Annotated in this window: 24 protein-coding genes; 12 read left to right on the plus strand and 12 right to left on the minus strand. The window is 51.0% G+C overall.

Annotation, left to right across the window (positions count from 1 at the left end; genetic code table 11):
- From VFT64_07755 to pyrF, 6 genes are all read right to left on the minus strand, one after another.
- The gene (locus VFT64_07755; GenBank protein ID HEU5047722.1) at nucleotides 1–2,187 is read right to left on the minus strand and encodes a hypothetical protein; all 2,187 of its coding nucleotides are present in this window, start codon (nucleotides 2,185–2,187) and stop codon (nucleotides 1–3) included.
- A 504-nt stretch (nucleotides 2,188–2,691) separates the two neighbouring features.
- Complete coding sequence (flgH, locus tag VFT64_07760) at nucleotides 2,692–3,480, minus strand: flagellar basal body L-ring protein FlgH (GenBank protein ID HEU5047723.1); 789 nt, start codon at nucleotides 3,478–3,480, stop codon at nucleotides 2,692–2,694.
- On the minus strand, nucleotides 3,477–4,223 hold the full coding sequence (gene flgA, locus VFT64_07765; GenBank protein ID HEU5047724.1) for a flagellar basal body P-ring formation chaperone FlgA: 747 nt from the start codon (nucleotides 4,221–4,223) through the stop codon (nucleotides 3,477–3,479). The genes flgH and flgA overlap by 4 nt, the downstream gene beginning before the upstream one ends.
- 79 nt (nucleotides 4,224–4,302) lie before the next feature.
- A complete protein-coding gene (gene flgG / locus VFT64_07770; GenBank protein HEU5047725.1) occupies nucleotides 4,303–5,091 on the minus strand; it encodes a flagellar basal-body rod protein FlgG in 789 nt (262 codons plus the stop codon).
- Nucleotides 5,092–5,110: 19 nt separating this feature from the next.
- Nucleotides 5,111–5,833: a flagellar basal-body rod protein FlgF gene (gene flgF, locus VFT64_07775; GenBank protein ID HEU5047726.1), complete on the minus strand. Its 723-nt coding sequence runs from the start codon at nucleotides 5,831–5,833 to the stop codon at nucleotides 5,111–5,113.
- 179 nt (nucleotides 5,834–6,012) lie between these two features.
- Entirely contained in the window at nucleotides 6,013–6,717 is a 705-nt protein-coding gene (pyrF, locus tag VFT64_07780) for an orotidine-5'-phosphate decarboxylase (GenBank protein HEU5047727.1), read from the minus strand.
- Nucleotides 6,718–6,825: 108 nt separating this feature from the next.
- Here pyrF and rapZ point away from each other — a divergent pair, with 108 nt between their 5' ends.
- Genes rapZ through VFT64_07800 form a run of 4 tightly spaced genes read left to right on the plus strand, consistent with a single transcriptional unit; the run spans nucleotide 6,826 to nucleotide 8,885 of the window.
- On the plus strand, nucleotides 6,826–7,671 hold the full coding sequence (rapZ, locus tag VFT64_07785) for an RNase adapter RapZ (GenBank protein ID HEU5047728.1): 846 nt from the start codon (nucleotides 6,826–6,828) through the stop codon (nucleotides 7,669–7,671).
- 34 nt (nucleotides 7,672–7,705) lie between these two features.
- On the plus strand, nucleotides 7,706–8,134 hold the full coding sequence (locus VFT64_07790; protein HEU5047729.1) for a PTS sugar transporter subunit IIA: 429 nt from the start codon (nucleotides 7,706–7,708) through the stop codon (nucleotides 8,132–8,134).
- Nucleotides 8,127–8,429: an HPr family phosphocarrier protein gene (locus VFT64_07795; GenBank protein HEU5047730.1), complete on the plus strand. Its 303-nt coding sequence runs from the start codon at nucleotides 8,127–8,129 to the stop codon at nucleotides 8,427–8,429. The genes VFT64_07790 and VFT64_07795 overlap by 8 nt, the downstream gene beginning before the upstream one ends.
- Before the next feature lie 6 nt (nucleotides 8,430–8,435).
- Complete coding sequence (locus VFT64_07800) at nucleotides 8,436–8,885, plus strand: hypothetical protein (GenBank protein ID HEU5047731.1); 450 nt, start codon at nucleotides 8,436–8,438, stop codon at nucleotides 8,883–8,885.
- A gap of 5 nt (nucleotides 8,886–8,890) precedes the next feature.
- Here VFT64_07800 and VFT64_07805 read toward each other — a convergent pair whose 3' ends face one another.
- Both VFT64_07805 and fliI read right to left on the minus strand, forming a co-directional pair.
- On the minus strand, nucleotides 8,891–9,736 hold the full coding sequence (locus VFT64_07805) for a prepilin-type N-terminal cleavage/methylation domain-containing protein (protein ID HEU5047732.1): 846 nt from the start codon (nucleotides 9,734–9,736) through the stop codon (nucleotides 8,891–8,893).
- A gap of 11 nt (nucleotides 9,737–9,747) precedes the next feature.
- Complete coding sequence (fliI, locus tag VFT64_07810; GenBank protein ID HEU5047733.1) at nucleotides 9,748–11,082, minus strand: flagellar protein export ATPase FliI; 1,335 nt, start codon at nucleotides 11,080–11,082, stop codon at nucleotides 9,748–9,750.
- A gap of 94 nt (nucleotides 11,083–11,176) precedes the next feature.
- Between fliI and pyrE the strand changes: the two genes are divergently transcribed.
- Nucleotides 11,177–11,767, plus strand: a complete 591-nt coding sequence (gene pyrE, locus VFT64_07815) for an orotate phosphoribosyltransferase (GenBank protein HEU5047734.1) — start codon at nucleotides 11,177–11,179, stop codon at nucleotides 11,765–11,767.
- 6 nt (nucleotides 11,768–11,773) lie between these two features.
- Nucleotides 11,774–12,322 (plus strand): hypothetical protein, encoded by a 549-nt coding sequence (locus VFT64_07820; protein HEU5047735.1) that lies wholly within the window; start codon nucleotides 11,774–11,776, stop codon nucleotides 12,320–12,322.
- On the opposite strand, the gene VFT64_07825 is transcribed toward VFT64_07820, so the two are convergent.
- Together VFT64_07825 and VFT64_07830 are read right to left on the minus strand one after the other, a co-directional pair.
- Nucleotides 12,319–12,591: a hypothetical protein gene (locus VFT64_07825; GenBank protein ID HEU5047736.1), complete on the minus strand. Its 273-nt coding sequence runs from the start codon at nucleotides 12,589–12,591 to the stop codon at nucleotides 12,319–12,321. The two genes, VFT64_07820 and VFT64_07825, sit on opposite strands and share 4 nt — an antisense overlap.
- 95 nt (nucleotides 12,592–12,686) lie before the next feature.
- Entirely contained in the window at nucleotides 12,687–13,400 is a 714-nt protein-coding gene (locus tag VFT64_07830) for a ComF family protein (GenBank protein HEU5047737.1), read from the minus strand.
- Between the two features lie 62 nt (nucleotides 13,401–13,462).
- Here VFT64_07830 and VFT64_07835 point away from each other — a divergent pair, with 62 nt between their 5' ends.
- The gene (locus tag VFT64_07835; protein HEU5047738.1) at nucleotides 13,463–14,305 is read left to right on the plus strand and encodes a methyltransferase domain-containing protein; all 843 of its coding nucleotides are present in this window, start codon (nucleotides 13,463–13,465) and stop codon (nucleotides 14,303–14,305) included.
- Here the strand turns inward: VFT64_07835 and rsmD are convergent.
- Nucleotides 14,290–14,871 (minus strand): 16S rRNA (guanine(966)-N(2))-methyltransferase RsmD, encoded by a 582-nt coding sequence (rsmD, locus tag VFT64_07840; protein HEU5047739.1) that lies wholly within the window; start codon nucleotides 14,869–14,871, stop codon nucleotides 14,290–14,292. The two genes, VFT64_07835 and rsmD, sit on opposite strands and share 16 nt — an antisense overlap.
- Nucleotides 14,872–15,100: 229 nt before the next feature.
- Between rsmD and rho the strand changes: the two genes are divergently transcribed.
- On the plus strand, nucleotides 15,101–16,357 hold the full coding sequence (gene rho, locus VFT64_07845; GenBank protein ID HEU5047740.1) for a transcription termination factor Rho: 1,257 nt from the start codon (nucleotides 15,101–15,103) through the stop codon (nucleotides 16,355–16,357).
- A gap of 53 nt (nucleotides 16,358–16,410) precedes the next feature.
- Here the strand turns inward: rho and VFT64_07850 are convergent, their stop codons facing one another.
- On the minus strand, nucleotides 16,411–18,837 hold the full coding sequence (locus VFT64_07850) for a tetratricopeptide repeat protein (GenBank protein ID HEU5047741.1): 2,427 nt from the start codon (nucleotides 18,835–18,837) through the stop codon (nucleotides 16,411–16,413).
- Nucleotides 18,838–18,974: 137 nt separating this feature from the next.
- Between VFT64_07850 and VFT64_07855 the strand changes: the two genes are divergently transcribed.
- The 4 genes from VFT64_07855 to VFT64_07870 all read left to right on the plus strand — a co-directional run bounded on the left by VFT64_07855 (nucleotide 18,975) and on the right by VFT64_07870 (nucleotide 23,086).
- Nucleotides 18,975–20,393, plus strand: coding sequence for a hypothetical protein (locus tag VFT64_07855; protein ID HEU5047742.1), 1,419 nt, complete (start codon nucleotides 18,975–18,977; stop codon nucleotides 20,391–20,393).
- A complete protein-coding gene (locus VFT64_07860; GenBank protein HEU5047743.1) occupies nucleotides 20,394–20,996 on the plus strand; it encodes a hypothetical protein in 603 nt (200 codons plus the stop codon).
- A 115-nt stretch (nucleotides 20,997–21,111) separates the two neighbouring features.
- On the plus strand, nucleotides 21,112–22,092 hold the full coding sequence (locus VFT64_07865; GenBank protein HEU5047744.1) for a type II secretion system F family protein: 981 nt from the start codon (nucleotides 21,112–21,114) through the stop codon (nucleotides 22,090–22,092).
- A gap of 19 nt (nucleotides 22,093–22,111) precedes the next feature.
- The gene (locus tag VFT64_07870) at nucleotides 22,112–23,086 is read left to right on the plus strand and encodes a type II secretion system F family protein (GenBank protein ID HEU5047745.1); all 975 of its coding nucleotides are present in this window, start codon (nucleotides 22,112–22,114) and stop codon (nucleotides 23,084–23,086) included.
- Nucleotides 23,087–23,128: the final 42 nt, after the last annotated feature.

Raw genomic sequence — 23,128 nt, forward strand, 5'->3', positions numbered from 1 at the left:
TCAGGCGCGGGAGGTTTTTGCGTAGGATTCCGTTACCGTATGGAGTGGTGAGCCTGCTTCCGGCATATTGCTTGCACCAGCCTGCACGCTGACAGGGCCTTCGAAGGTGATGGAAGTCTCATCATGCTCAGGAGCTTCCTGTTTTGCGTAGCGCTGCGTATAGCTTGCTTTTTCATGCGACACCTTAGAAGTTCCTTCCTGATTGGGCTTCTTTTCAGCCGCAGGTGAGGATTTATGCTCAAACTGCTTTTCCAGTTCTGCTGCATTTGCATCAATAACATCCTGTGACATTGTCAAAGCAGGATTGGCAGAGGGTGCTTTGTCATCAGGTTTCTTGACGTCTGAATGGTGATTCGCTGGCTTGTCGGTTTCCTTGCCCCAGTCTTCACGCCACATCTGTACCATGTCGCGGTAATCTTTCTGTTCCTGGGCGACTTTCTTTCCGGTTCCCATCAGGCGGGCAAAGCGTCCGATCAGACCGCCGATCTGCTGGAAATCGATCTGCATCGTATCGATTCCGCATTCATAGAGTGTCTTATCCAGTCCTCGACCGGTAAAATGTTCTTTTAAGTCCTTGGCCAGGTCTTCCTGCTTGTCTTTCGGCACGCCGCCTTCCTGCCAGTACTTATCACGAACACCATTGAGCTTATCGACAAACTTCTTAATATGTTCGCCGGTCAATTCAACGCCTGCGGCTTTCGCAAGTGGCCCCATGACGGTGTAGGCGTAATATTCAAACTGTTCAGGGCGCTGTGAAGGGTTATGTTCGGCGTATTTGCGCAAATATTGCAGGCCTTCGCGCACACCGAAATAGGAATAAGTCGTATTGCCTGTGAGTACGTCAAGCCCGGGGCTGGTGATATTACGGTCCTGCATGGATACGACGCGGTAGGCGAGCGATGAGCCATAGTTGATGCCGGGAATAATAGGGACCAGATAAGTTCCGGCTGCGGAGCCGAATATACTGGACGACGCGATGAAAGGGATCATTCTGTCGCCGTGATGTTGCCTGACTCTTGCCACGTAATCTTCCAAAGAATCAGGATTGCTGTTTCTAAGGTAAGTGCTTTTATAGGCGTGCTTACTACCGATCATGACACCCACGGCGCAGAATGCCGCAAATACATATTTGCCGGCGGCGGTGAGCAATTTGTTTTTTGCGTCCGAATATTCAGGGTTCGGCGCCATAATGCCGTTGAGGGATTGCAGCGGCTTTGGAAGGCTTGCTTCTTTAAAGCCAGCGCCACCGGCAAGGCCTTTGCCGGTAAGCAGTTTGCCTGCTGCAAGACCCAGAGTGCCGCCAGCGGTCAGGCCAATCGCCGACCAGAAACGGTGAACGGGAATAACGGCCAGGGCCGAGTCCGCCATCCAGTCTGCGACTTTCAGAACCTTGCCGTTCAACAGTCCTTTTTCTTCTTTCTCGTCGCGTTTCTTCCCTACGGCATCGACATATTGCTGCGCCGATATTTTTGACACATCTTCATTGATATCCACATCGGAAGCTGCGCGTTCCCGCTTGCGCGAGATATAATGCGCGAACAATCCAAGTCCGGCAATCACCGCTCCCATTTCACCCGCTGCCCACATGATGCGGCTGCGGGTAGGGGCAGGCGGTGCTTTCTTGGAGTTATTTCCCAGCCAGAAAGCCGTATTCAGCGATGTCCCGTAGAGAAGGCCGGTAAGACCTGAAGCGCTCGAAGGCCAGGCTGTAAGTCCAGCAGCGAGGCGCCATGTCTTGCCTTTTGCATAGGAATCGACTGCGGCCTGTTCGGCTGCGGTGAGGCCTTTGCTCGCCGACTTTTTAACCAGATCCTTGAACTTTTGATTTGTGCCATTCTGTTCGAAGAAATAGGCGCTTCCCATGATGGCGCCTGTTGCACCGCCGACTGCCGGCAGCATCTTATGCACGATCGTCAGTTCCTTATCCCTCTTCTCGTCGGAATGTGGATTGGATTTTATGATGCCATGCAGAGGGCGCAGAATGGAAGGTACATTTTCTTTCAGGATTTCTTCATGGTGTCCGCCATTGATGCGGTGACCATACATGATATCGCCGATATATTTTACGCCGTTAAATCCCGCAACCATCCCCAGCACGTTAAACAGGCGGTGCATGGCGGGCAGTGTTTTAAGCGGATTGGAGTTTTCGGCGGGAATGGCGTGAAACCCGCTCGACACTTTATTCATCCGTTCATGTATATTATCGAATGCTGCCATAGAGATGGAGTAATTATTACTTATGTTTATTTTACCATCTGATACTTCCCGCTCTCAATGTAATTCAATGATGTAAAACAATATTTCATAAAACTGTCATAATTGAAAAGTTGACGAAACCGTTGGTACGGGCTGCACCTGTGGGGTGTATATAGGGTGATGATTCCCTGTGCATAAGTTAAATCATGCTGAGAGGCATCTCATTCGTAAATGTTTTTATATACTGTTTTTCTTATATTTCTTATGCCTACGAAAAGGCATGCAACCCTAAGGTTGTTATTCTAATAGTTGTATTATTATTTGATTGATGCTTTTTAGGGTGGAAAAATCTAACAGTAAAAAATGAGTTTTTCTTATACTTATAATTACTATAAGAATTATAAATATTTCTTGGTAACATCTTTCTTATAGAAATAATATAAAGCCGTACCTAGAAAACAAGTAACCTGTTCTCAAATTCGCCTTACGAAAAGATTAGAATGGAGATACGGCATCGATTACCTGACTACCCCAACGACGCTGCTGCGTGTCCATGTTCTGGCCGCGGCCGCCGTAGGTAATACGTGCTTCGGCGATCTGTGTGGAATCGATCGTATTGGTGGAGTCAATATCCTGCGGTCTCACCACTCCCTTAATGGAGACTTCCCTGATATCGTAATTCATCAGGAATTCCTGTTTGCCGCTGATGACGAAGTTCCCGTTGGGCAGAACCTGCATAATCATTGCGGCGACCTGTGTCTGAACGGTCTCCTTGCGTTTGGCTACCACGTTGCCCTGATGGTTATTGCTGCCGGTTAAATCCACCAGATCGGCAGGATTGGGATTGCCGCCTGGCAGACGGGAGAGTTTCTTCTGCAAGCCCAGGAATGCGGGGGCTTTCACGCTTTCCGCCGTGGTGCGCGTGCTGGTGGTGTTATTATCAAATTCGGCCTGATCGGTGATATTGATCTTCACACGCAGAATATCGCCGACGCGGGCAGCCCTGCCGTCGCGATAAAACGCACGCGCGCCGGGTTGCCATAATGAATTAGCTTCAGGCTTTGGCGGAGGTGGAGACTCCGGTAGAGGCCAGGTCTGTCCCTTATAATCCGGGGCTGCTGTCGGATCATTTATTTTAGCAAGCGGCGGCGGTTTGCCGATTGAATCCAGCCTATCGAACAGGCTCTGGCACGAGCTGAGCGACAGCAGCAGTATGCAGGCAGCGCTTAGTGCTTTTCCTGTCTGCAATGCTGTGTTGGAGCTAGAGTGATGGGATAGTTTCACATTGTCCCCGCTGTATCTTTGCCTGGCGGGCTTACGCGTACCAGGTCGCTGGTTTCCACAGTGGCATCGATTACCGATTTGCTGGAAAGATTCTTTACGCGAACTATATCGCCCTTTGCTCCGTTATCGAGTGCCTGCCCGATGGTGCGAATCTCAAGATTGCCGGAGCGGTATAGCATGGTTACGCGCGCGCCTTTATGCATGAGCGCCGCATTTTCAATTTCATCCTGACGGATAGGGCGGTTTTGCGAGATGGCATGTCTTGGAGATTTTCCAATCAGCATTTTTGTATCCGTGATAATGTCGTTGCGCATGAATCGGTCAGACTGTTTTTCATATCTTATGTCATCTGCACTGATGACCTCATCCGCGCGCACAGTGTGGGTGAGTACGGGAATCTGCTTTATGACGTCGTAATTACCGGTGAGCACGACAGGAGCAAGATTCTTATCGCCGGTTTTCAACAGCAGCACGGCTCTCCAGACGGTGCTTTTATCGTCAAAGCTGAGATTATCCACTTCACCTGTGATAGGGCTGCTGGCATTGGCGACGATACCGTCCTCGCGTACTTCATTGATGCGCACATGCACGTCGTTGCCGGCGCCAGCCTTGGAAAGCGCTTCGGCGATCAACTGGGATGCGTTATAACCGGTGAATACGCCGGGGGTATCCGCATAGGCATATCCTGAAGCCAGCATCAGGGCTGCGCATATCGTCCAGAATTTTCTAACCACACCTTCCATAACTCAACACCATCTTCAGCAGTCCCACACTATGTATCTATCCTACCGGGACCGATTATACAATGGCCTTATTCCCTGATTACCCGATCTGGCCTAAGGTCTGGAGCATCTGATCGGAAGCGGTGATGACTTTTGTGTTCATTTCATAAGCGCGTTGGGCAGTGATCAGCGTGGTGATTTCCGTCACCGGATTGACGTTAGAGGTTTCCAGGAACCCTTGCTCGATTGAGCCTACGCCATCTACGGCGGGAGTGCCGACCACGGGTGCACCTGAAGCCTGCGTTTCAGAGTAAAGATTATGGCCGAGTGCCTGCAGACCGTTTTCGTTAATGAATGTTGCAAGCTGAAGCTGGCCCAGATTGCTTGGGTCCACCTGGTTCGGAATGGTCGCTTCCACTACACCGGAGGCATTGACACTTACGCTCGTAGCATTGGGTGGAATCGTAATGTTGGGCACGACCGGGTAGCCATCTGCCGTTACGATTTCACCGGTTGAGGAAAGCTGGAACGTGCCATCACGCGTATAGGACGTGCTGCCGTCCGGCATGGTTACCTGAAAATAACCCAGCCCGTTGATGGTCAGGTCGAGCGGGCCGGAGGTGGAGTTCGGGGTGCCCTGCGCAAGGTCGCGGTGGATAGCAGCCGTCTGCACACCGAGGCCCAGCTGGATGCCGACCGGATTCACCGTGCCGGTGTCAGAAGAGGTGGTGCCCACGCGCTTCAGATTGACATAAAGCAGATCCCGGAATTCTGGAATCTGCCGTTTGTATGCTGTGGTGCTGACGTTCGCGAGGTTGTTCGAAACCACGTCTACGCTGGTTTGCTGTGCCTGCAATCCGCTGGCGGCTATGTCGAGAGAGAGAAACATTTATATTATCTCCGTAACGTTAATATACTTTTGCCAGGGTATCGGAAGCTTTGCGGGCCAGCGTGTTGATCGTGCTGATATAGTTCGCCGTATCGCCCAGGCTGCGCGAAGTGGCGATCATATGGGTCAGCGCCAGCACCGGCTTTACGTTGGAGCCTTCCAGCATGCCGCCAGCGACGGTGAAGTTCTGGGCAGGTTTTGCCGGTGCGGCGGATTTAAACATGGTATTGCCGACTTTTTCCAGCAGATGATCATTATCGAACTGCACGATGTTAAGTGTCGCGCGATTTGTGCCGTCGACGCTGACGGAGCCGTCTTCGCGGAAGATAATATTTCGATCGGTTTCGTCGAAGGTGATGGGCTGGTTGGTCTGGTCCATTACCGGGTAACCTTCCAGCGTGACCAGCACTCCGGTTGCGTTGACTTTGAAGTTGCCGCTACGGGTGTAACGTGTGCCAAGCGGTGTCTGCACTACGAAGTAGCCCGTACCGAGGATGGCCGCGTCCAGTGGATTTCCGGTGGATTCCAGCGGACCCTGTGAATTGTCGCGGAAGGTGCCGATGTCATTTGCATAGGCAATGTTGTTCTCACGCAATGGCGTATTGACGAGATAATCCCTGAACAGAAGGCTGTCACCCTGGTAACCTGTGGTTGCCATGTTTGCCAGATTGTTGGCGGTCACATCCACATCGCGCAGGATTCCGAGTTCCTTCGACAATGCTACATATATGCCAGTATCCATCTGTCTACCTCATAAATGCTTTGACTGCATAAATTAAGACGCAATTTTTGTGCCAACACGATTTGTTGCGCTTAGTATGATCACGAGCGGCTGAATTCTGCGATTGTGAAAAATGCGGATGCAATGGGATGAGGGTAATTCTTTCCTGCCTGCGGCAAATTTTTCCGCGAGAGGGGAAGTTATTTCAGGCTTTCGTATATTGCCTTGGCCGCTTCATGCGGATTTTCCGCTTCCGTGATCGGGCGGCCAATGACGAGATAGTCAGCACCTTTTTTCATGGCCTCTGCTGGGGTGAGCGTGCGTTTCTGATCATCTGCCGCGCTGCCTGCCGGTCTGATGCCGGGAACGACAAGCGTGAAATCATTGCCGCATTGCTTGCGCAGTGCTGCGATTTCATAAGCGGAACAGACTACGCCGTCGAGGCGGCAGCTCTGTGCGAGGTCTGCAAGGCGCGCGACCTGATCGTTCAGGTTATCCTTAATGCCGACCATGTTGAGATCATCCTGGTCCAGGCTGGTGAGTACGGTGACACCGATGATGAGCGGGCGATCCTTGCCGGTCAGGTATGCTACTTCCATAGAGGCGTCGATGGCAGCCTGTAGCATTGCTCTTCCACCGGCAGTGTGCACCGTCATCATGAAAGTATTGATTCCGGCGGTTGCTTTAATGGCTTTGGCAACCGTGTTCGGAATATCGTGGAATTTCAGGTCGAGAAATACCGGTATATTGTGGTTGGCAAGCTTCCTTACGCCGCGCGCCCCGTTGGCTGTAAAGAATTCCAGGCCGAGCTTAATGGCTCCTATATCATCCCGCAAGGTTTTGATAAGGCTATCGGATTCGTTGACGTCGGTGGTGTCGATGGCGCAGATTACCGGGTTTTTCATACTTTATTTCTGTGTGTTTATGCTGTAATAAAACGCTTGTACTGTTTTGTGCAACGAATATTTTTTCGCTCATGGGTTACCATACCATAAAGGCATTCACAAATATATATGCGGATATTAATTGTTACGGGATTATCAGGGGCAGGGAAGTCGGTCGCGTTAAAGACGCTGGAGGACATAGGCTGTGAGGCTGTCGACAATGTCCCGCTGCTGTTAATTCCGTCGCTTGTTGCTTCCGGCTATGGTGAGTCTCACAGCCTGGCTATCGGTGAGGATGTGCGCAGCCGTGATTTTTCACTCTCCCATTTTAAGGATGTAGTGGCGGCGCTGCAGAAGCAGGGGCACAAAGTAGAAGTGCTCTTTCTGGACTGTGACGACAGCGTCCTGCAGTTGCGTTTCACCGAGACAAGACGCAAACACCCACTCGCGCTGGACAGGCCCGTCATGGACGGCATTGCGCATGAGCGTGAGATGTTCTCACATCTGCGTGATCTGGCGGATGTGACATTCGATACGAGCCAGTGGAGCAACGGCGATCTGCGCCGGGCAATCCGTGAATATTACGGTAATGACAATAAGCGGCTTTCGGTCTTCGTTACTTCATTTTCTTTTAAACGCGGTGTGCCGCGCGATGCGGATATCGTGTTCGACGTCCGTTTCTTACGTAACCCGTTTTATGACGATACTTTGCGAGACCAGACAGGACTCGATGCGGGGGTTGTACGTTTTATCGAGAATGACCCCGATGCGGGCACTTTCTTTCATAATTTAACGGTATTATTAGAGCCTCTGCTGCCGCGTTACCTGGAAGAAGGCAAGAGCTATCTGACGATTGCTATCGGCTGCACGGGGGGGAGGCACCGTTCTGTTTTCATGACTGAAAAGCTTGCTGGATTTTTAAGGCAGAAAGAGTATAACGTAGGCATCCGGCATCGCGATCTGGAAAAAGAGTGATATAGATTTATATCATAAAACAAAAGGATAAAGAATGATTGGTATTGTTGTTGTTTCGCACGGCAAGCTGGCCCTGGATTTTATTTCCGCAACGGAACATGTGGTCGGCAAGCAGGAAAATATCCGGGCGATCTGCATTGAACCGGATGACGATGTAGAAAAAAGGCGCGAAGATATCATCGCTGCCGTTAAGGAAGTCGATACCGGCAAAGGGGTTGCGGTACTCACGGACATGTTCGGCGGGACACCTTCCAATCTGGCAATCTCAATTATGGGCAAGGTTCCCGTAGAAGTGATAGCAGGGGTGAACCTTCCGCTGTTGGTGAAGCTCGCAAGCATCCGTTCCACCGTCCCGATTACGGAAGCGGTGAGCATGGCGCAGGAAGCTGGCCGCAAATATATCAATGTTGCGAGCAACCTGCTTTCCATGGAACCCAAGAAGGATAAAGTCGGCAATGGGTGACACGGAGCTCGTAGTCAGGATTGCCAACAAGAAAGGCCTGCATGCGCGGGCTGCAGCTAAGTTCGTAAGAACCGCTGAAATATATGACGCCAAAGTGCTGGTGGCAAAAGTCGCCGGTGCAGGCGTGGCTGATGGTGCTCAGGCTACGGATGTTTCCGGCGGTTCTATACTCGGCCTGATGATGCTGGGTGCTGAATGCAATTCCAGCATTCGTCTTCGTATCAGTGGGGCTCAGGCTGCCGACGCCGCAGATGCGCTTAAGAAGCTGGTCGAAGACAAATTCGGCGAAGATTAGTTTTCCATGGAATATAATTTGCTGCACAAACTCAGTGGAATCTGGGAGGGTGAAGAAATGATCGTCCCTTCCAAGTGGGGAGCGGGCGGAATAGCCAAGGCTTATATTACTGCCCGTGAGCAGTGGAGTGGCAAGATGCTGACGCAGGAATATAGCGCGGTGCGCGATGGGAAGTCCTGGCTGCAGGCGCATGCCGTGTTTACATGCAGTGCTGAATTAAAGCAGTATAAGCTTTTCTGGTTTGACAGTTTCGGATTCGTCCCCGCACAGCCAGCTGAAGGAATTCTTGAAAACGCAGATACGCTCTCTTTTATCCGTGTCTCCGAACGCGGCATGACTCGCCATATTTATAATTTTAAGCAAGACGGTAAATACAGCCTGCAGCTTGAAAGCTCATTCGATGGCGGCGCTTCCTGGGAAGCTGTCATGAACGGAGAATATGTGCGTGTTGCGTAATAGGCTTATTGCATTTTGAGCGTTAGCGCGCAATTGATCCCTGTGCCGTTATTCTGGCTTGTCGAATATTGTAGCGATGTCGTATCGAAGCATGTGGTTGAAGATGCCGTAGCTGCATTGGTGGCATACTTAATAGGGCTTGCGCCGCCTGCGCTGTACTGTGCTATGACATTACCGGATTTGGGTAGACCGTCGTCAATTTTCTTATCCACGTAATAAGCCTGATAGACCGACATGCCGAGACTGGAAGTATAGTTTCCACTCAGGCCGATCTGCACCGGTACGGAAAGACCGAAATAATTGCCACTGTTAATACTGTAGGTATAGATATAATTGCCATTGCCGATTTTGGCCTTGGGTAGAAAAGCATCAAAGCTTGGGTTCGTGGTAGCGTTAATCGTGCCGTTGCCGGTGTCGATGGCCGTGTTAAAATTACCATCAATGTAATTGGCTGAAGACAGGTCTTCCCAAAAGAAGAGCGTTTCCCCTCCCTCATCCCATGAGTATGCGGGCTGCGAACAGCTGCTGAAGCAGGCTCCTTCCAGAACGCCATTTCCGTCTCCATGTCCCTGCGCGCCGCTTCTGCTGGTAAAGCCGAATTGCGATGCAAGCGATGCGTTTAGATCGCCGGGAATGCCCCCATATTGGCTTCTGAATGTATTGACGGCAGTATTGTAGCGTTCAAGCTGGGTCGCCTGTGCACGCATTGACGCATTGTTTATCAGTTCCGCCCCGGTCAATATTCCACCGACAATAAGACCAATGATGACCAGTACGATACTGAGTTCTATGAGGGTAAATCCGCCGTTGGCTTTGGGAAGGGCGGGAGAGGAGGAAACAGACGGTTGCAATTTAGGGTCCTTTACTTCATGCCCAGGATACGCGCGAGTTCCGTATAACCGCGTTCGAGATCGCTTGGTTCATCCTTGCGCTGGCGTAGGAAGTTATCGATGGCAGGATATATTTGAATAGCTCTGTCCACTTCCGGGTCCGTGCCTTTGCGGTAAGCGCCAAGGCGGATCATTTCCGCCATGTTCTCGTACGTGGAAAGAATCTGACGTGCTGCCGTTACGAGCTTGTTTTCTTCCTCCGTATTGCAATCCGGCATGGTACGCGAAACGCTGCGCAAAATATTGATGGCGGGGAAGCGGCCGCGTTCGGCGATGGAGCGGTCGAGAATGATATGACCGTCCAGAATGCCGCGCACGGCGTCGGCAATCGGTTCGTTATGATCGTCGCCATCCACCAGCACGCTGAACATGGCGGTGATGGAGCCTGAACCTACGGCGCCCGGGCCTGCACGTTCCAGAATCATCGGCAGTTCGGAGAATACAGTTGGCGTATAACCCTTTGTGGTTGGCGGCTCACCGGCGGAAAGGCCTATCTCGCGTTGCGCCATGGCAAAGCGTGTGACGGAGTCCATGATGCACAATACATTTTTGCCTTGATCGCGAAAATACTCCGCTACGGACAGGGTGAAATAAGAAGCCTGACGCCGCATCAGGGCGGAATCGCTGGAGGTGGCCACGACCACGACCGAGCGTTTCAGGCCTTCCTCGCCCAGATCGTCCTCGATGAATTCCTGTACTTCGCGGCCGCGCTCGCCGACGAGACCGATCACGTTGACATCGGCTTGCGAATAGCGTGCCAGCATGGACATAAGAATGGATTTCCCCACCCCCGAACCTGCGAAGATGCCCATACGCTGGCCGCGGCAGCAGCTCAGGAAAGTGTTGATGGCGCGCACGCCGAGGTCGATCTTGCCGCGTACACGCTGGCGGGTGTGGGCGGGCGGCGGCTCGCCACGCAGTTTGTAGGGAGTTTTGCCCATCGGCAGTATGCCGCCGCTATCCATCGGTTCGCCCAGCGGATTGATGACGCGGCCGAGCCAGGAGTCGTCCGGAAAAATGGCGGATTCATAACCCAGAAATGTAACCTGCGCGCCGAGGCCGATGCCTTCCAGGCTGTTATAGGGCATCAGCAGCGCACGGTCTTCACGGAAGCCGATAACTTCGGCGATGACCTTCGGCAGCCTGCCGTTGATGGGAATGATGCCTTCAATCTGGCAGCGCGCGCCAACGCTCAGAATTTTCTCAATCCCACTGCATTCCACCAGCAATCCCTTCACGGACAACACTTTGCCGACAAGGTTATGCGTCGGCAGATGCGCTATCTCGGCAAGGATATGTTCAAGCATGAGAAGGACCGTTATTTATTGCTTCAAAATATTTATATTGCCATTATAATCGCGCCGGGCTGATTAGTATATGAATTTAGTGTGCAATTTATTTATGAATGAAACTGAAGTTTTTAAAGAATTTACGGACGCAGGCGCAATCCTGAAAGGGCATTTCATCCTTTCCTCCGGCCTGCATAGCGACACTTATCTCCAGTGCGCGCGCGTGCTGATGGACGGCAAGCGTGCTGACCGTTTATGCTCTGCACTTGCGGTCAAAATCCGCCAGCAGCTTACGGGCATCCAATTCGACATGGTAGTCGCTCCGGCCATGGGCGGTGTGGTCGTCGGATATGAAATGGGACGGCAGTTGGGCATTCCTTCCATTTTCTGTGAACGCGAAAACGGTGCGTTTACGTTCCGCCGCGGTTTTGCCGTTGAGCCGGGCAGCAAAATCCTTGTGGTGGAAGATGTCGTGACAACCGCTAAATCTTCGCTGGAAACGATTGAGTGCATTCAGGCGCAGGGCGGTGTGGTCGTGGCCGAAGCTTCGTTGATCGACAGAGGGGAAGGGGCCAAGAACCTTCCGGTGCCGCTGGTTTCGCTAATGAAGCTTTCCGTGCCTGTATATCAGCCGGACGCACTGCCTGCGCATCTGAAAGATGTTCCGGCGGTCAAGCCGGGAAGCCGCTTCCTTAAAAAATAGGGATGTATGAGCAGTTTTAAGAAAGACTTTCTTGCCGGGCTTTATTACTACCGCAAGGAAGACATGCATGAATGCAAGCTCATCAATGCACGCATGAGCTGGATGATCTACATGCAGACTCTGCTCATTACTTCCTATTTTATTATTGCGACGAATTCCGATCAGGTGTTCGTGCTTTATAACTCACTGCTGCTGTTTGCGATCGCGGTGTATTTCGCACTTTCGCTCGGCAAGACAGTAAGAGCAGCGGAGAAGATGATCCTTGCATGGCATTATAAGGAAAAGCGTTTGTTCAAGAGCCTCGAAACCATAGAGGATCCTTTACTTAAGCAAGATCTGGAAAGCTTCTTCGTTGCCGATAAATACGGTGCGACCGATGAAGAGGATCTGAAGAATTCCAACGCGTTTTCTTTGAACAAAACCGTTACGCCGGTGATTATTGTGTTCTGGTTCGGCCTATTGGTGTTTAGCTGCTTTAATTTTATCCACCATCAATCTCATGGTGCGGCGGATACAACAAGCAACGCATTGGAAAAGCAGTTGGACGGTCGCTAGCTTGCACGGATTAAGAAGGCATTCAATGTGCTATGGATTCGGTGTCTGTTCCCTTCGGTAACACCGTCAGGATCAATCAAACCGATATCATTCGTTTTACCCTCTTTCATAGCTGCCAGAAATTCGTTTACGATGACGATTTCCGCAGCATTGTCTTTATGCTTTCTCAATAAAGCCTGCGCGACTTCGTGTTCGGATGCTCCTGAAGCTCTCTGAACATGGGTGTAGTGCCCAAGGCAGTTCAGTAATTCTCTTCTTGCGGATGCCATATATAGCCCCTATTGGCGGGTAATTAACTAATATTAGCATAAAATTGTTAACGTTTTATTACGGTATTGATTTAAATAGTTTTCCGGGAAAAACCCTATTCCGCCAGTACGGTACGGGCGATGGTCAGCACGTAAACATCGCGGACGCCAGCGTCATGCAGGGTGCGGGAACAGGCTTCCAGCGTTGCTCCGGTCGTCATAACATCATCCACCAGCAAGACAGATTTGCCCTTCAATATGCTGTTTTTCCCTTTTTTAATATGAAAGGCACCGCGCATATTGTCTTCGCGCTGCCTGCGGGAAAGCCCCGATTGTGGTGGTGTTTTGCGTGCCCGAAGCAGTGTGTCAGGCAGTACAGGAAGGCCTGTATGAGTGGAAATTGCGTGCGCCAACAGCGCGGCCTGATTATAGCGACGGGAGATGAGGCGTGTATAATGCAGGGGAACAGGTATAATGGCGTGGGTTTTCGTGGCATAATCCTGGGCAATGCGTGCAAGCCACGCGCCGAATACGGGGGCTAGCTGGGTTTTATCATGGTATTTCATTGCCAGAACCTGGCCGCGGCTGGCTTCGTTGTAGCGAAATACTGCGCGGGCCTGTGTATAGGCGGGTTTGCGTGTCATGCAGGGGCCGCAAAATGCCTGTTCACCAATATGATATTCAAAGGGAACCCCGCATTTGCAGCACATCGGGTCCGTGATGAAGTGAATATTTTGCCAGCATGCGGAACAGAGTGAACCGTGCTGGCCGACCGTTTCCCGGCATGCAGGACAGCGCGCCGGAAACAGTGTGTCTACTACGGCACCCATGATAGGTTTTGCTTTTACGTAATATTGTTTTACTATCCGCATCGGTAAATTCTAGGTGGGCAATGGATAATAGCAAGATTTTTAACCGCGCGCTTTTGCGCAAGCGCCGCAATCGTGCTGCAGGGGAATGGGAGCGTTTCAACTTTCTGAAACTGGAAGCGGCTCGCAGGCTTGCGGATTGCGTTGCCGATGTGGCAAGGGAGTTTCCGCTGGTGCTGGATCTGGGATGCCACCAAGGTGAACTGGCTTCGGTTCTGGGCGCCAGCAGTCATATTATCGGTGCGGATTTAGCCCAGGCTATGCAGCCGGATATTGTCTGCGATGAAGAACTATTACCGTTTGCATCCGATATATTCGACTTGGTTACAAGCGTTCTTTCCTTGCATCATGTGAACGATCTTCCCGGCAGCCTGATCCAGATACGCAATACTCTCAAAGCGGACGGGTTGTTTATTGCCATTGTGCCGGGGGCAAACACACTTATTGAGCTGCGGCATTCGGTAACCGGTGCTTCTGCCGAACACGGATTCCCGCTTTCGCCGAGGGTGGCGCCTTTCGTGGAAGTGCGCGATGCAGGGGCGCTTATGCAGCGAGCAGGATTCTCATTGCCTGTTATCGGCAGCGAGAGCATAGAAGTGCATTACGATACGCCGCTAAAACTCATGCAGGACCTGCGTGGTATGGGGGAGAGCAATGTATTATGTGAGCAGCATCCCGGGTTTATGTCGCGCGCGCATATTGCTGCTATCTGCGATTATTATGTGCGTCATTTCCCTTCGGATGAAGGTGGTGTAACTGCGACGTTTGAGTTGGTCACCATGACGGGGTGGAAGCCGCACCCGTCGCAGCAGCAGGCGGCCAAGCGTGGCAGCGGTAAGATTAACCTGAATCAGGCGCTCGGTTGAGCCGTGTATCTCAGGAAAACAATCTTCGTGTTTCCGTAGTGGCGTTCGTCAAAAACAGTGAAATGCTCGGGCGGTTCCAGCGTTTCCTTATGCGCAAGCTCTGCAACAATCACAGCGTCCGGCTCAAGCCAGCCCTGCATATGCAGGCTTTTGAGCGATTTTGGTGCCAGACCGCTGTTGTAGGGCGGATCGAGAAAAGCGAGCGAGTGGGTTTTATAGGATTTGGGCAGGGAAGAGGAGTCGCTGCGGACGAAGCGCGCATTTTCTTCCTCACCGAGATGCTGCACATTGGTGCGGGCAAGCGAAAGCGAAGCCTGGGATTCGTCAACGAAGGTTACGTGGCTTGCGCCGCGCGAGAGCGCTTCCAGCCCGAGTGCACCGGTTCCGCAGAAAAGGTCGAGTACGGGCTTGCCGATCAGCGGTGAATGGCCGCTTGCGCCGAACTGCCCATGCATGAGTATGTTGAAAATAGCACCGCGCGCCTTGCTTCCGGTCGGGCGTATCTTTGCATTTTCCTTGATTTCAATTCTCTTACCACGATATTTCCCAGCGATAATTTTAAGCATTATAAATCCATGATTTAGGTCAGAGTATCTCTCACATTATCAGCAAAAAATTAATAATCCAGCCCCTCATTCCTGTTGACTGGAGGGAAATAATTGGTACATTAATAGCAGTCTGGCCGTTCGGTCAGGAAACTTAAGGTGCACCTGGTGGTGCTTTCAAGAAATCCCAGCAGTATCAGTTAGTTCCCCCCTCCCTGTATTTCAGTATTATATTTAAGAGATTTTCCCTATGCGTTTACAAGAATTAAAGCGTAAATCGCCCGACGAGTTACTTACGCTTGCCGAAGAATATCAGATCGAGAATGCCGGCTCGATGCTCAAACAGGACATTATTTTCGCGATCCTGAAAAAAGTTGCCGAAAACACTCCGATCATTGGCGAAGGTGTGATTGAGCTGCTGCAGGACGGATTCGGCTTCCTGCGCTCTCCCGAAGCCAATTATCTTGCAGGCCCTGACGATATTTATGTTTCACCGAGCCAGGTGCGCCGCTTCGGCCTGCGCACAGGCGATACGGTGGAAGGCGAAATCCGTGCCCCCAAAGACGGCGAGCGTTATTTTGCCCTGCTGAAAGTCAACAGCATCAACTTCGATCCGCCGGATTCCATCAAGCACAAAATTAACTTCGACAACCTTACCCCGCTCTATCCGGATAAAAAACTCCAGATGGAGAATGAAAAGGCTTCCAATAAAAATGATCTCAGCACCCGTGTGATCGACATCGTTGCCCCGCTCGGCAAAGGCCAGCGCGGATTGATCGTGGCGCCGCCGCGTACGGGTAAAACCGTTATTCTCCAGAATATCGCACACTCTATCACGGCAAACCATCCGGAATGTTTCCTGATCGTGCTGCTGATTGATGAGCGTCCTGAAGAAGTGACGGACATGCAGCGCACAGTAAAAGGTGAAGTGGTCAGTTCCACGTTCGATGAACCGGCTTCACGCCATGTCCAGTTGGCTGAAATGGTGATCGAGAAGGCGAAGCGTCTTGTGGAGCATAAGAAAGACGTGGTCATTCTGCTCGACTCCATTACGCGTCTGGCCCGTGCTTATAACACCGTGATTCCTTCTTCCGGTAAGGTTCTGACCGGCGGTGTGGATGCCAATGCGCTGCAGCGCCCGAAGCGTTTCTTCGGTGCGGCACGTAACATCGAACAGGGTGGCTCGCTCACGATTATTGCGACGGCGCTGATCGAAACCGGTTCGCGCATGGACGAAGTGATCTTTGAAGAATTCAAGGGTACGGGTAACTCCGAACTTATCCTTGACCGTAAGCTCGCCGACAAGCGTACATTCCCGGCGATCGACATCACCAAGTCCGGCACACGTAAGGAAGACCTGCTTTACGATAAGGGCATGCTTACGAAAGTATGGGTGCTGCGTCGTATCCTTAACCCGATGGGCGTTATGGACGGCATGGAGTTCCTGCTGGATAAGCTTAAAGACGCCAAGACGAATGACGATTTCTTTGAGCGTATGAATAAATAAGAATCGAACAACGGTTTTAACAGGGGCTTCGGCCCCTGTTTTTTTGTGCCGCTTTATGGAGTCAGTTTATCGCTCTTGCCTTGCTTGCGGGTGTCCGCGAGGAAGGTTTTGATGGTTTTGATATCCTGGTCGATATTGGGCAGGTTGTCGTAATCGGTCGAGCCTGATTCGCTCGTGATAAAGAGGAAGCTTTGCCTGTCCGGATTGTCTTTCAGCAGGGGTGTAAAATAATCGCGCAGATATTGTATCTGTCCGGCATCATGCTCATAGACGTAAGCCGTAGCCAGTTTCAGTAGCACTCCTGATTCTTCAATATTGAGAGGTGCACCGGGATCGTTACGGTTGCTGAGGATTTCCTCGGCCGTCAGTGTTACGTTGGGCCAGTCCTTATTGTTCCAGTAGATGCTCAGGCGCAGCATGCTGCCTTCGGGACTGTTGTCGCTGTTCAATACTTCAATAGCCTTATCCGAGTGGCCCTCTGCCGCGAGTGCTTTTGCCGTCAGGCGAATGCGCTGTAGCTGGACATCCGCTGGAAGATCGCCGTAACCAGTGTTTTTCAGGGTATCGAGCGCTTTGTCCGGCTGGTGATTCTTCAGGTAAATCTCGGCGAGCCTTGCGCCCACACGGCTGCGTTCGCTGCCCTGAAGACGGTTCTGCACCTGCTGGTTCAGAAGTTCGGCGGCTCTTTCCAGCAGGTCAATCTTCACCAGGCGCTCCGACAGATTACGTATCATCATATCGCCGTCGCGTCCGCTCGGAACGAGATCCCTGAACTCATAAAAGAGCGCAAGCGCATCCAGCGCCAGCATGCTGTCTGCGCCGTTCTTATTATAGAGATAAACGAAAATGGATTCCATTTTGGCCGCTACATTAATTGTGCCTGCTGATTCCGGGAAGTAGCGGACGATTTCGCGGAATGTGTGCAGTGCATCGCTATAACGTTTCTGTTCAAGATAAAGGTTGCCTAGCAATGTTAGGATATTGAGTTCCAGGCTGTCGCCACGCCAGACGAATAAAAGCTTTTCCAGCTGAGTGATGGCCTTGTCCGTTGTAATTCTGTCCTCACGCACGAGCATGTTCGTCAGGGAGAAGGAAGCGCTTGCGCGTATCAACGGATCGTCCAGGTAGCTTGACTGTTTTTCCCAGATACGCTGCGCCTCATCTTCATTACCGGTTTCGGAATAGATTTTGCCGCGCAAATATTCGATATAACGCTGTATAGGTTCGTCCAGATTGCTCTTTACAATAATATTGAATGTGTTGAGAGCGGTATCGAAATCCTTTCGGTTAATGCTGGCATTCGCGGAGATGATGGCCAGTTTCTGGATGAAAGAAGGGGGGTATTTGCTGATATAGCGTTCGTAATTGCCCGGAAAATCAAACACCGAGGAAGAATCGCCCAGTTCCTGATGGCAAAGAGTCCGCCACATTGCAGCCTCTTTATCGTCCGCCAGTTCGGGGGAGGCAAAATCGCGTTCAGCCCTCTCCAGATGGTGCAAGAAGAAATGCGCTGCACCGCGCATTGCCGCGACGTTGTTTGTGCGGTAGAATTGATAGCTGCTGCGCAATATGTCATTAGACATGCCCAGCGCTTCCGCGAATAGTCCCTGGCCGAGATAAATCTCCAGCAGTTTAAGGCGGGCCTTGTTGGAGGAATCCATATCGCCGTAAGCAATTTCATGGAACAGCTTCATCTCTGTTGCGACAAAGTTCTTATTGTCGCTGAGTTTCCAGCGCTGGTAGGGGAAGAGTGTTTTTGCTTTGCCTTCGGGTTCTTTTTCCGGCAGGTCGCTCAGCTGCTCGACGATAGAGGGCGAGAATTTCAATCCTAAAGGAGCGGAAACTTTTACCACTTCCTTGTTTGTGTCGACCGTTACCGCATCCAGTTTTTTCTGTACTACTACACCCTGAACGGTCTGCAGCAGGTTAAATTCTGCAAAGGAGCGTGTAGGGTAGGTGCCGCTGCCGATTTCGCTGGTGGGCACTACCAGGAAGTCGCTGCCGGTCATCGGTTCATTCACTGTGATGGGCGCGCGTATATTCTTCAGGATAATAGCCAGTGAGGATTGTTTATCCGTTCCGGTGCTGATGTAAGGAGTCAGGATGGATGAAGGCTTATGAATGCCCTGGTGCAGGAGAATGTTGATAGCGGTCTCAGAAGGTTTTTCGACCGTGGCGGAATAGTCACCACTCAACTGAAATGTGAATATCTCTGCCTGTGTTGAGGGGATCTGGGCGATATGGGTTACGGAGCGCAGATTATTCTTTTTCAATGCGTCCAGCGTGATATGTGCTGAGTTTTCTGCCACAAGCCACATCGTCTGTTCGTAAATGAAGACAGCGAAGGGGTCGTCCTGCAGTGGCACTTCGATGGTTTCCGTATCGGCAGGGTGCTCCTGTTGCTGCGCATATGCCATATCCGGCATATTACACAGGCAAAGAAGAAGGGCCGTCAGGACGGATAGAATTCTGGTCAGCATAAACATTGATTATCATAATAGAAAAATAGTCACTACCGAATTTTAGTGGTGCTTTACGGTTTTTTATGGTTACAATACAAGCGGGTTTTACGGGTGTGCCTGCCGTATCTTAACGCTTATTATTCATAGACTCACATATGTTGAAGCTTATTGCTCCTTTCCGCGTTCTCTTCAGTCTCGACAGTTCACTTGTTGCCGCCAATCACGGAGCGTTTACTGCCTTTCTCAGGCAAGTGGAAAAGGAACTGCAGGATCCGCAAAGCGGCATATGCAGTCGCATCAGCCCGGCGCTTGACGTTATCGTGAATGTACCGGTTGAGGCGAGCGATTCAGAAATCGGGTCGCGCTATATCAGCGTGAATGCCAATGGCAGCCTTTACCTCTCACCGCGCGTTTTTACAGTGCATTTCAAAGCTTCCGAAGCGGAAGAGCTCAAGAAAATTTATACCAAGTCCGCCCTTATGGCGGATGAAGTGGTCGGACAACATTCGAATTGTTTTACCCCGGATATCGCATCTTTGCGGGTGGACCTGCAGGATAACACCATTGCGACATTGTCGTTAGAGCTGGCCGTGGACACTAAACAGACTGGTGCTTGGAACCGGCTGGATGAATGGACGACCGTATTGGTACATTTTCTGTTGGCAGGCCTTTACGAGACTTATATCTTTCCTCTGTTGGAAGCCTTGCGGGAATTCAGTGAGAAGGTGGAAAGCCACTTTATCCAATCGGTGAATGATTATAACATATTCCTCGATCTGGTTGGTGATGCTGACGAGCCGCGCAATGATATCCGTAAGCGTTTTATCCTGATGTGGGTAAACCGGACACTCTGCTATTATAACGATTATCCCGTGAACGCATGGATGAAGCCGTTGTTCAAGCAGCATGAGATCCAGCATGTGCGCGGAGCGGAAGTGCATCTGAATTCAGGAAACAGTCTGGTGCTTATGCCGGCGGGAATGGATACGCGTCACCTGGGACAGTTGTGGGATGTCATGCTGACCGCGCAATACTACTATGCGGCGCTGGACGTGGTGAATCTGAATCTCGTTAAATATATCGGCACCACCTTTAACCGGCAGAGCAGCCGTAATCTGCGCCGGCTGAGCGGAGAAATGGAATCCATTATCAACAAGATTACCATCCTGCAGGTACGTTATAATGACTTTATGATGGAATTGCAGGGAGTGCCGCGCAAACTGTTCCATGTTCTGCAGAAGGAATGGGATTTTGCCGTGCTGGCTGGAAACGTTTCCAAGAAGCTTGAACTGTGCAAATCCAATATCGAGGTGCTGAATCAGGAGACGAATCACCGTAACCAGGGGCGTACGGAAGTGGTGCTGACAAGCCTCACCGGCATGGGAGTGCTGAATCTGTTTGTCGAGTTGGGAAATTATGCCACGCAGATGCCGCCGGAGCATATGGGGATGGTGGGCAAAATCCCTGGATTTATGGACTTAGGCTTCATCATGTCCGGTAATGCACTAAGCTGGATCGGTATTTTTATTGCTGTTTCCGTTATTGTCTATACTGCCAAGAACCGTCTTTTATAAATGATACAAATCAAAACACTGATTGGTTATTGTTCGTTAGTCGCCGCCGCCATCAGTTATGTGTTTTACCTGCGTTCCGTGCTTCAGGGGCGAACGAAGCCGCATGCTTTTTCCTGGACGACCTGGGGAATCCTGACCTCCATAGCATTTTATGCCCAATATACCAATGAGGCCGGGGCGGGGGCGTGGGCAACCTGTCTGGTGGCTGCTTTCTGTTTTCTTGTGGCGTTGCTTGCATTCTTTATCGGAGAAAAAGATATAAGACGCAGCGATTGCATTATGTTCGTGGGGGCATTGTGCATATTGCCAGTCTGGTATGCGACTAAGAATCCGCTTACGGCCGTTATTATGGTGGCGGTTATCGACGCTTTCGGGGGGTATTATCCCACTTTTCGCAAATCCTATTATAAACCACATCAGGAAATGCTGCAGCTATACATTATCGGCCTTATACAGGTGATACTTTCCCTGTTTGCCATGGAGCATTATTACCTTGTGAATATTTTTTACCCTCTGTTCATTATTTGCGGCAATACGGCCTTTATCGCCATGGTTGTGTGGCGGCGGCATAAAATGAATATTCCCGAATCGGTAGTGGACTGATTTCTATTTATATATTATAGTGTTGTGGTTAGCTTTCCGGCATATATTCCATCTTTGGGCAAGAGTTTCCGCGTGGGATATGCAAGGAGTGCTTCAAACATGAACCGTTAGGGCTATGAACCAGCAATTAATGCTTCAGATAGCGCCGCTCGCAGCCGTTTTCTGCATACTGCTCTTCCTATTGTTATGGAAAAGCGACCGTAGCAGGCGTATCGAACAACGCATTCAGCGCATGAAGAATCGTAAATCCGGTGTCGTGGTCCAAAAGCAAGTGGATGCGCTTACCTTGCGCCGCAAGACACAGGAACATTCCGTTCCCATTATCGGTGTCATCATCAGTAAATTGCCTACGCAGGCGGCGCTCAAGGCCAGACTGGAACGCGCAGGCCTGGCTATTCCTACAGACCGTTACGTTATGGGCTCTGCGGGTGTTGTTGCGCTTTGTGTCGGTCTGTTTCTGCTGACTGGCAAGTCGGCGTTCGGCGGCATCATAGTTGGGGTGATGCTGGGCGTGGTTGTCCCGCATTTTGTTATCGGTTTTCTGGGAGGGCGCAGGATCAAAAAATTCCTGGTGCTGTTTCCGGATGCAATTGACTTCATCGTACGCGGGTTGCGATCCGGTCTGCCGGTAACGGAATCCATGAATATCGTCGGCAATGAGATGGCGGAGCCGATCAGGAGCATATTTTCCCATATCGGAGAATCGGTAAGGCTTGGCGTGCCGCTGGACAAAGCTTTGCAGGATATGGCGCGAAAGCTCAATTCGACGGAATTTAACTTCTTTGTTACCAGTATTATTCTTCAGCGTGAAACGGGTGGTAACCTTTCGGAAATCCTTAATAATCTTTCTGACGTATTGCGTAAGCGCCTCATGATGCGGCTTAAAATTAAAGCGATGTCATCGGAAGCAAAAGCATCCGCCATGATTGTCGGCTCACTGCCGTTTATCGTGATTCTGGCGTTGCGGTTTGTTTCGCCGGGCTATCTCGATCCGCTTATAGATACGGCCAAGGGCAATATGATTGCACTGGGATGTGGTTTCAGCCTGGCGCTTGGAATCGGCATCATGATTAAAATGACGAAGTTCGAGATTTAACAGGGGAGGGAAACAAAAAATGCCGATTCTTCAGTACCTCCCCGATATTAAAGCCAATGACGTTTACATGTTTCTCACAGGCCTGATGGGGCTTGTGGTGCTGTATATGCTTGCCACCAGCATGTTTGAGACCCAGCGCAGAGCAGCCCGTGTACGGTCACTTCACCAGCGCAGAGCGCTTCTGAAGGGGCAGCTAATGGCGCCGCGCAAACGCGGCAAGAAAAGTGGCTCCAGCTCAACCAGCGTGGATCTGATACGTCTGATTGTTGACAAGATGAACCTGATCCAGAAGTCACAGGTCGGAAAGATGACCAAAACACTTTCCAATGCCGGTTACCGCTCGAAAGATGCGATTTTTATCTATGCATTTTTCCAGCTGGTGGGACCGATTTTTGCCTTCGTAGTGGGAATTTACGATCTGGACATTAAATTTTCCGATCCGTTTGCTGACAAGACGAATTTGATGATATTGCTAGGGATGGTGCTGCTGGGGTTCAAACTGCCGCAGCTTATCGTCAGCAATGCGTTGAAGAAACGCTATCACAAGGTTCAGCAGGGGCTTTCCGACACTCTGGATCTTATGATGATCTGCGCGGAAGCGGGATTGAGTCTCGCCGCTTCGCTCGACCGTGTGTCGCGCGAGCTTGGCATGACCTATCCCGAACTGGCTGAAGAGCTTGCTCTGACTTCGATTGAGCTCGGCTTCCTGCCGGACCGTAAGAAAGCGCTCAGTAATCTCGTGGAACGTGTTGATATTCCCGAAATACGTGGTGTGGCGGGGGTGTTGATTCAAACTGAGAAATATGGGACACCTGTTGCGCAGGCGCTACGCGTGCTGGCGGCGGAGTTCAGAACCCAGCGCATGCTGCGTGCCGAGCAGAAGGCCGCGCGCCTTCCGGCAATCATGACGGTTCCCATGATCGTTTTCATTCTGCCGACCCTGTTCGTGGTGATCTTAGCCCCGGCATTGATTAAACTTTTTGCAACGATATAGTTGCTCTTTCCCTTTAATTATGATTATTTGCCTAACTCTACT

This window comes from Rickettsiales bacterium, assembly GCA_035765535.1.
Classification (GTDB): Bacteria; Pseudomonadota; Alphaproteobacteria; order Rickettsiales; family JABCZZ01; genus JABCZZ01.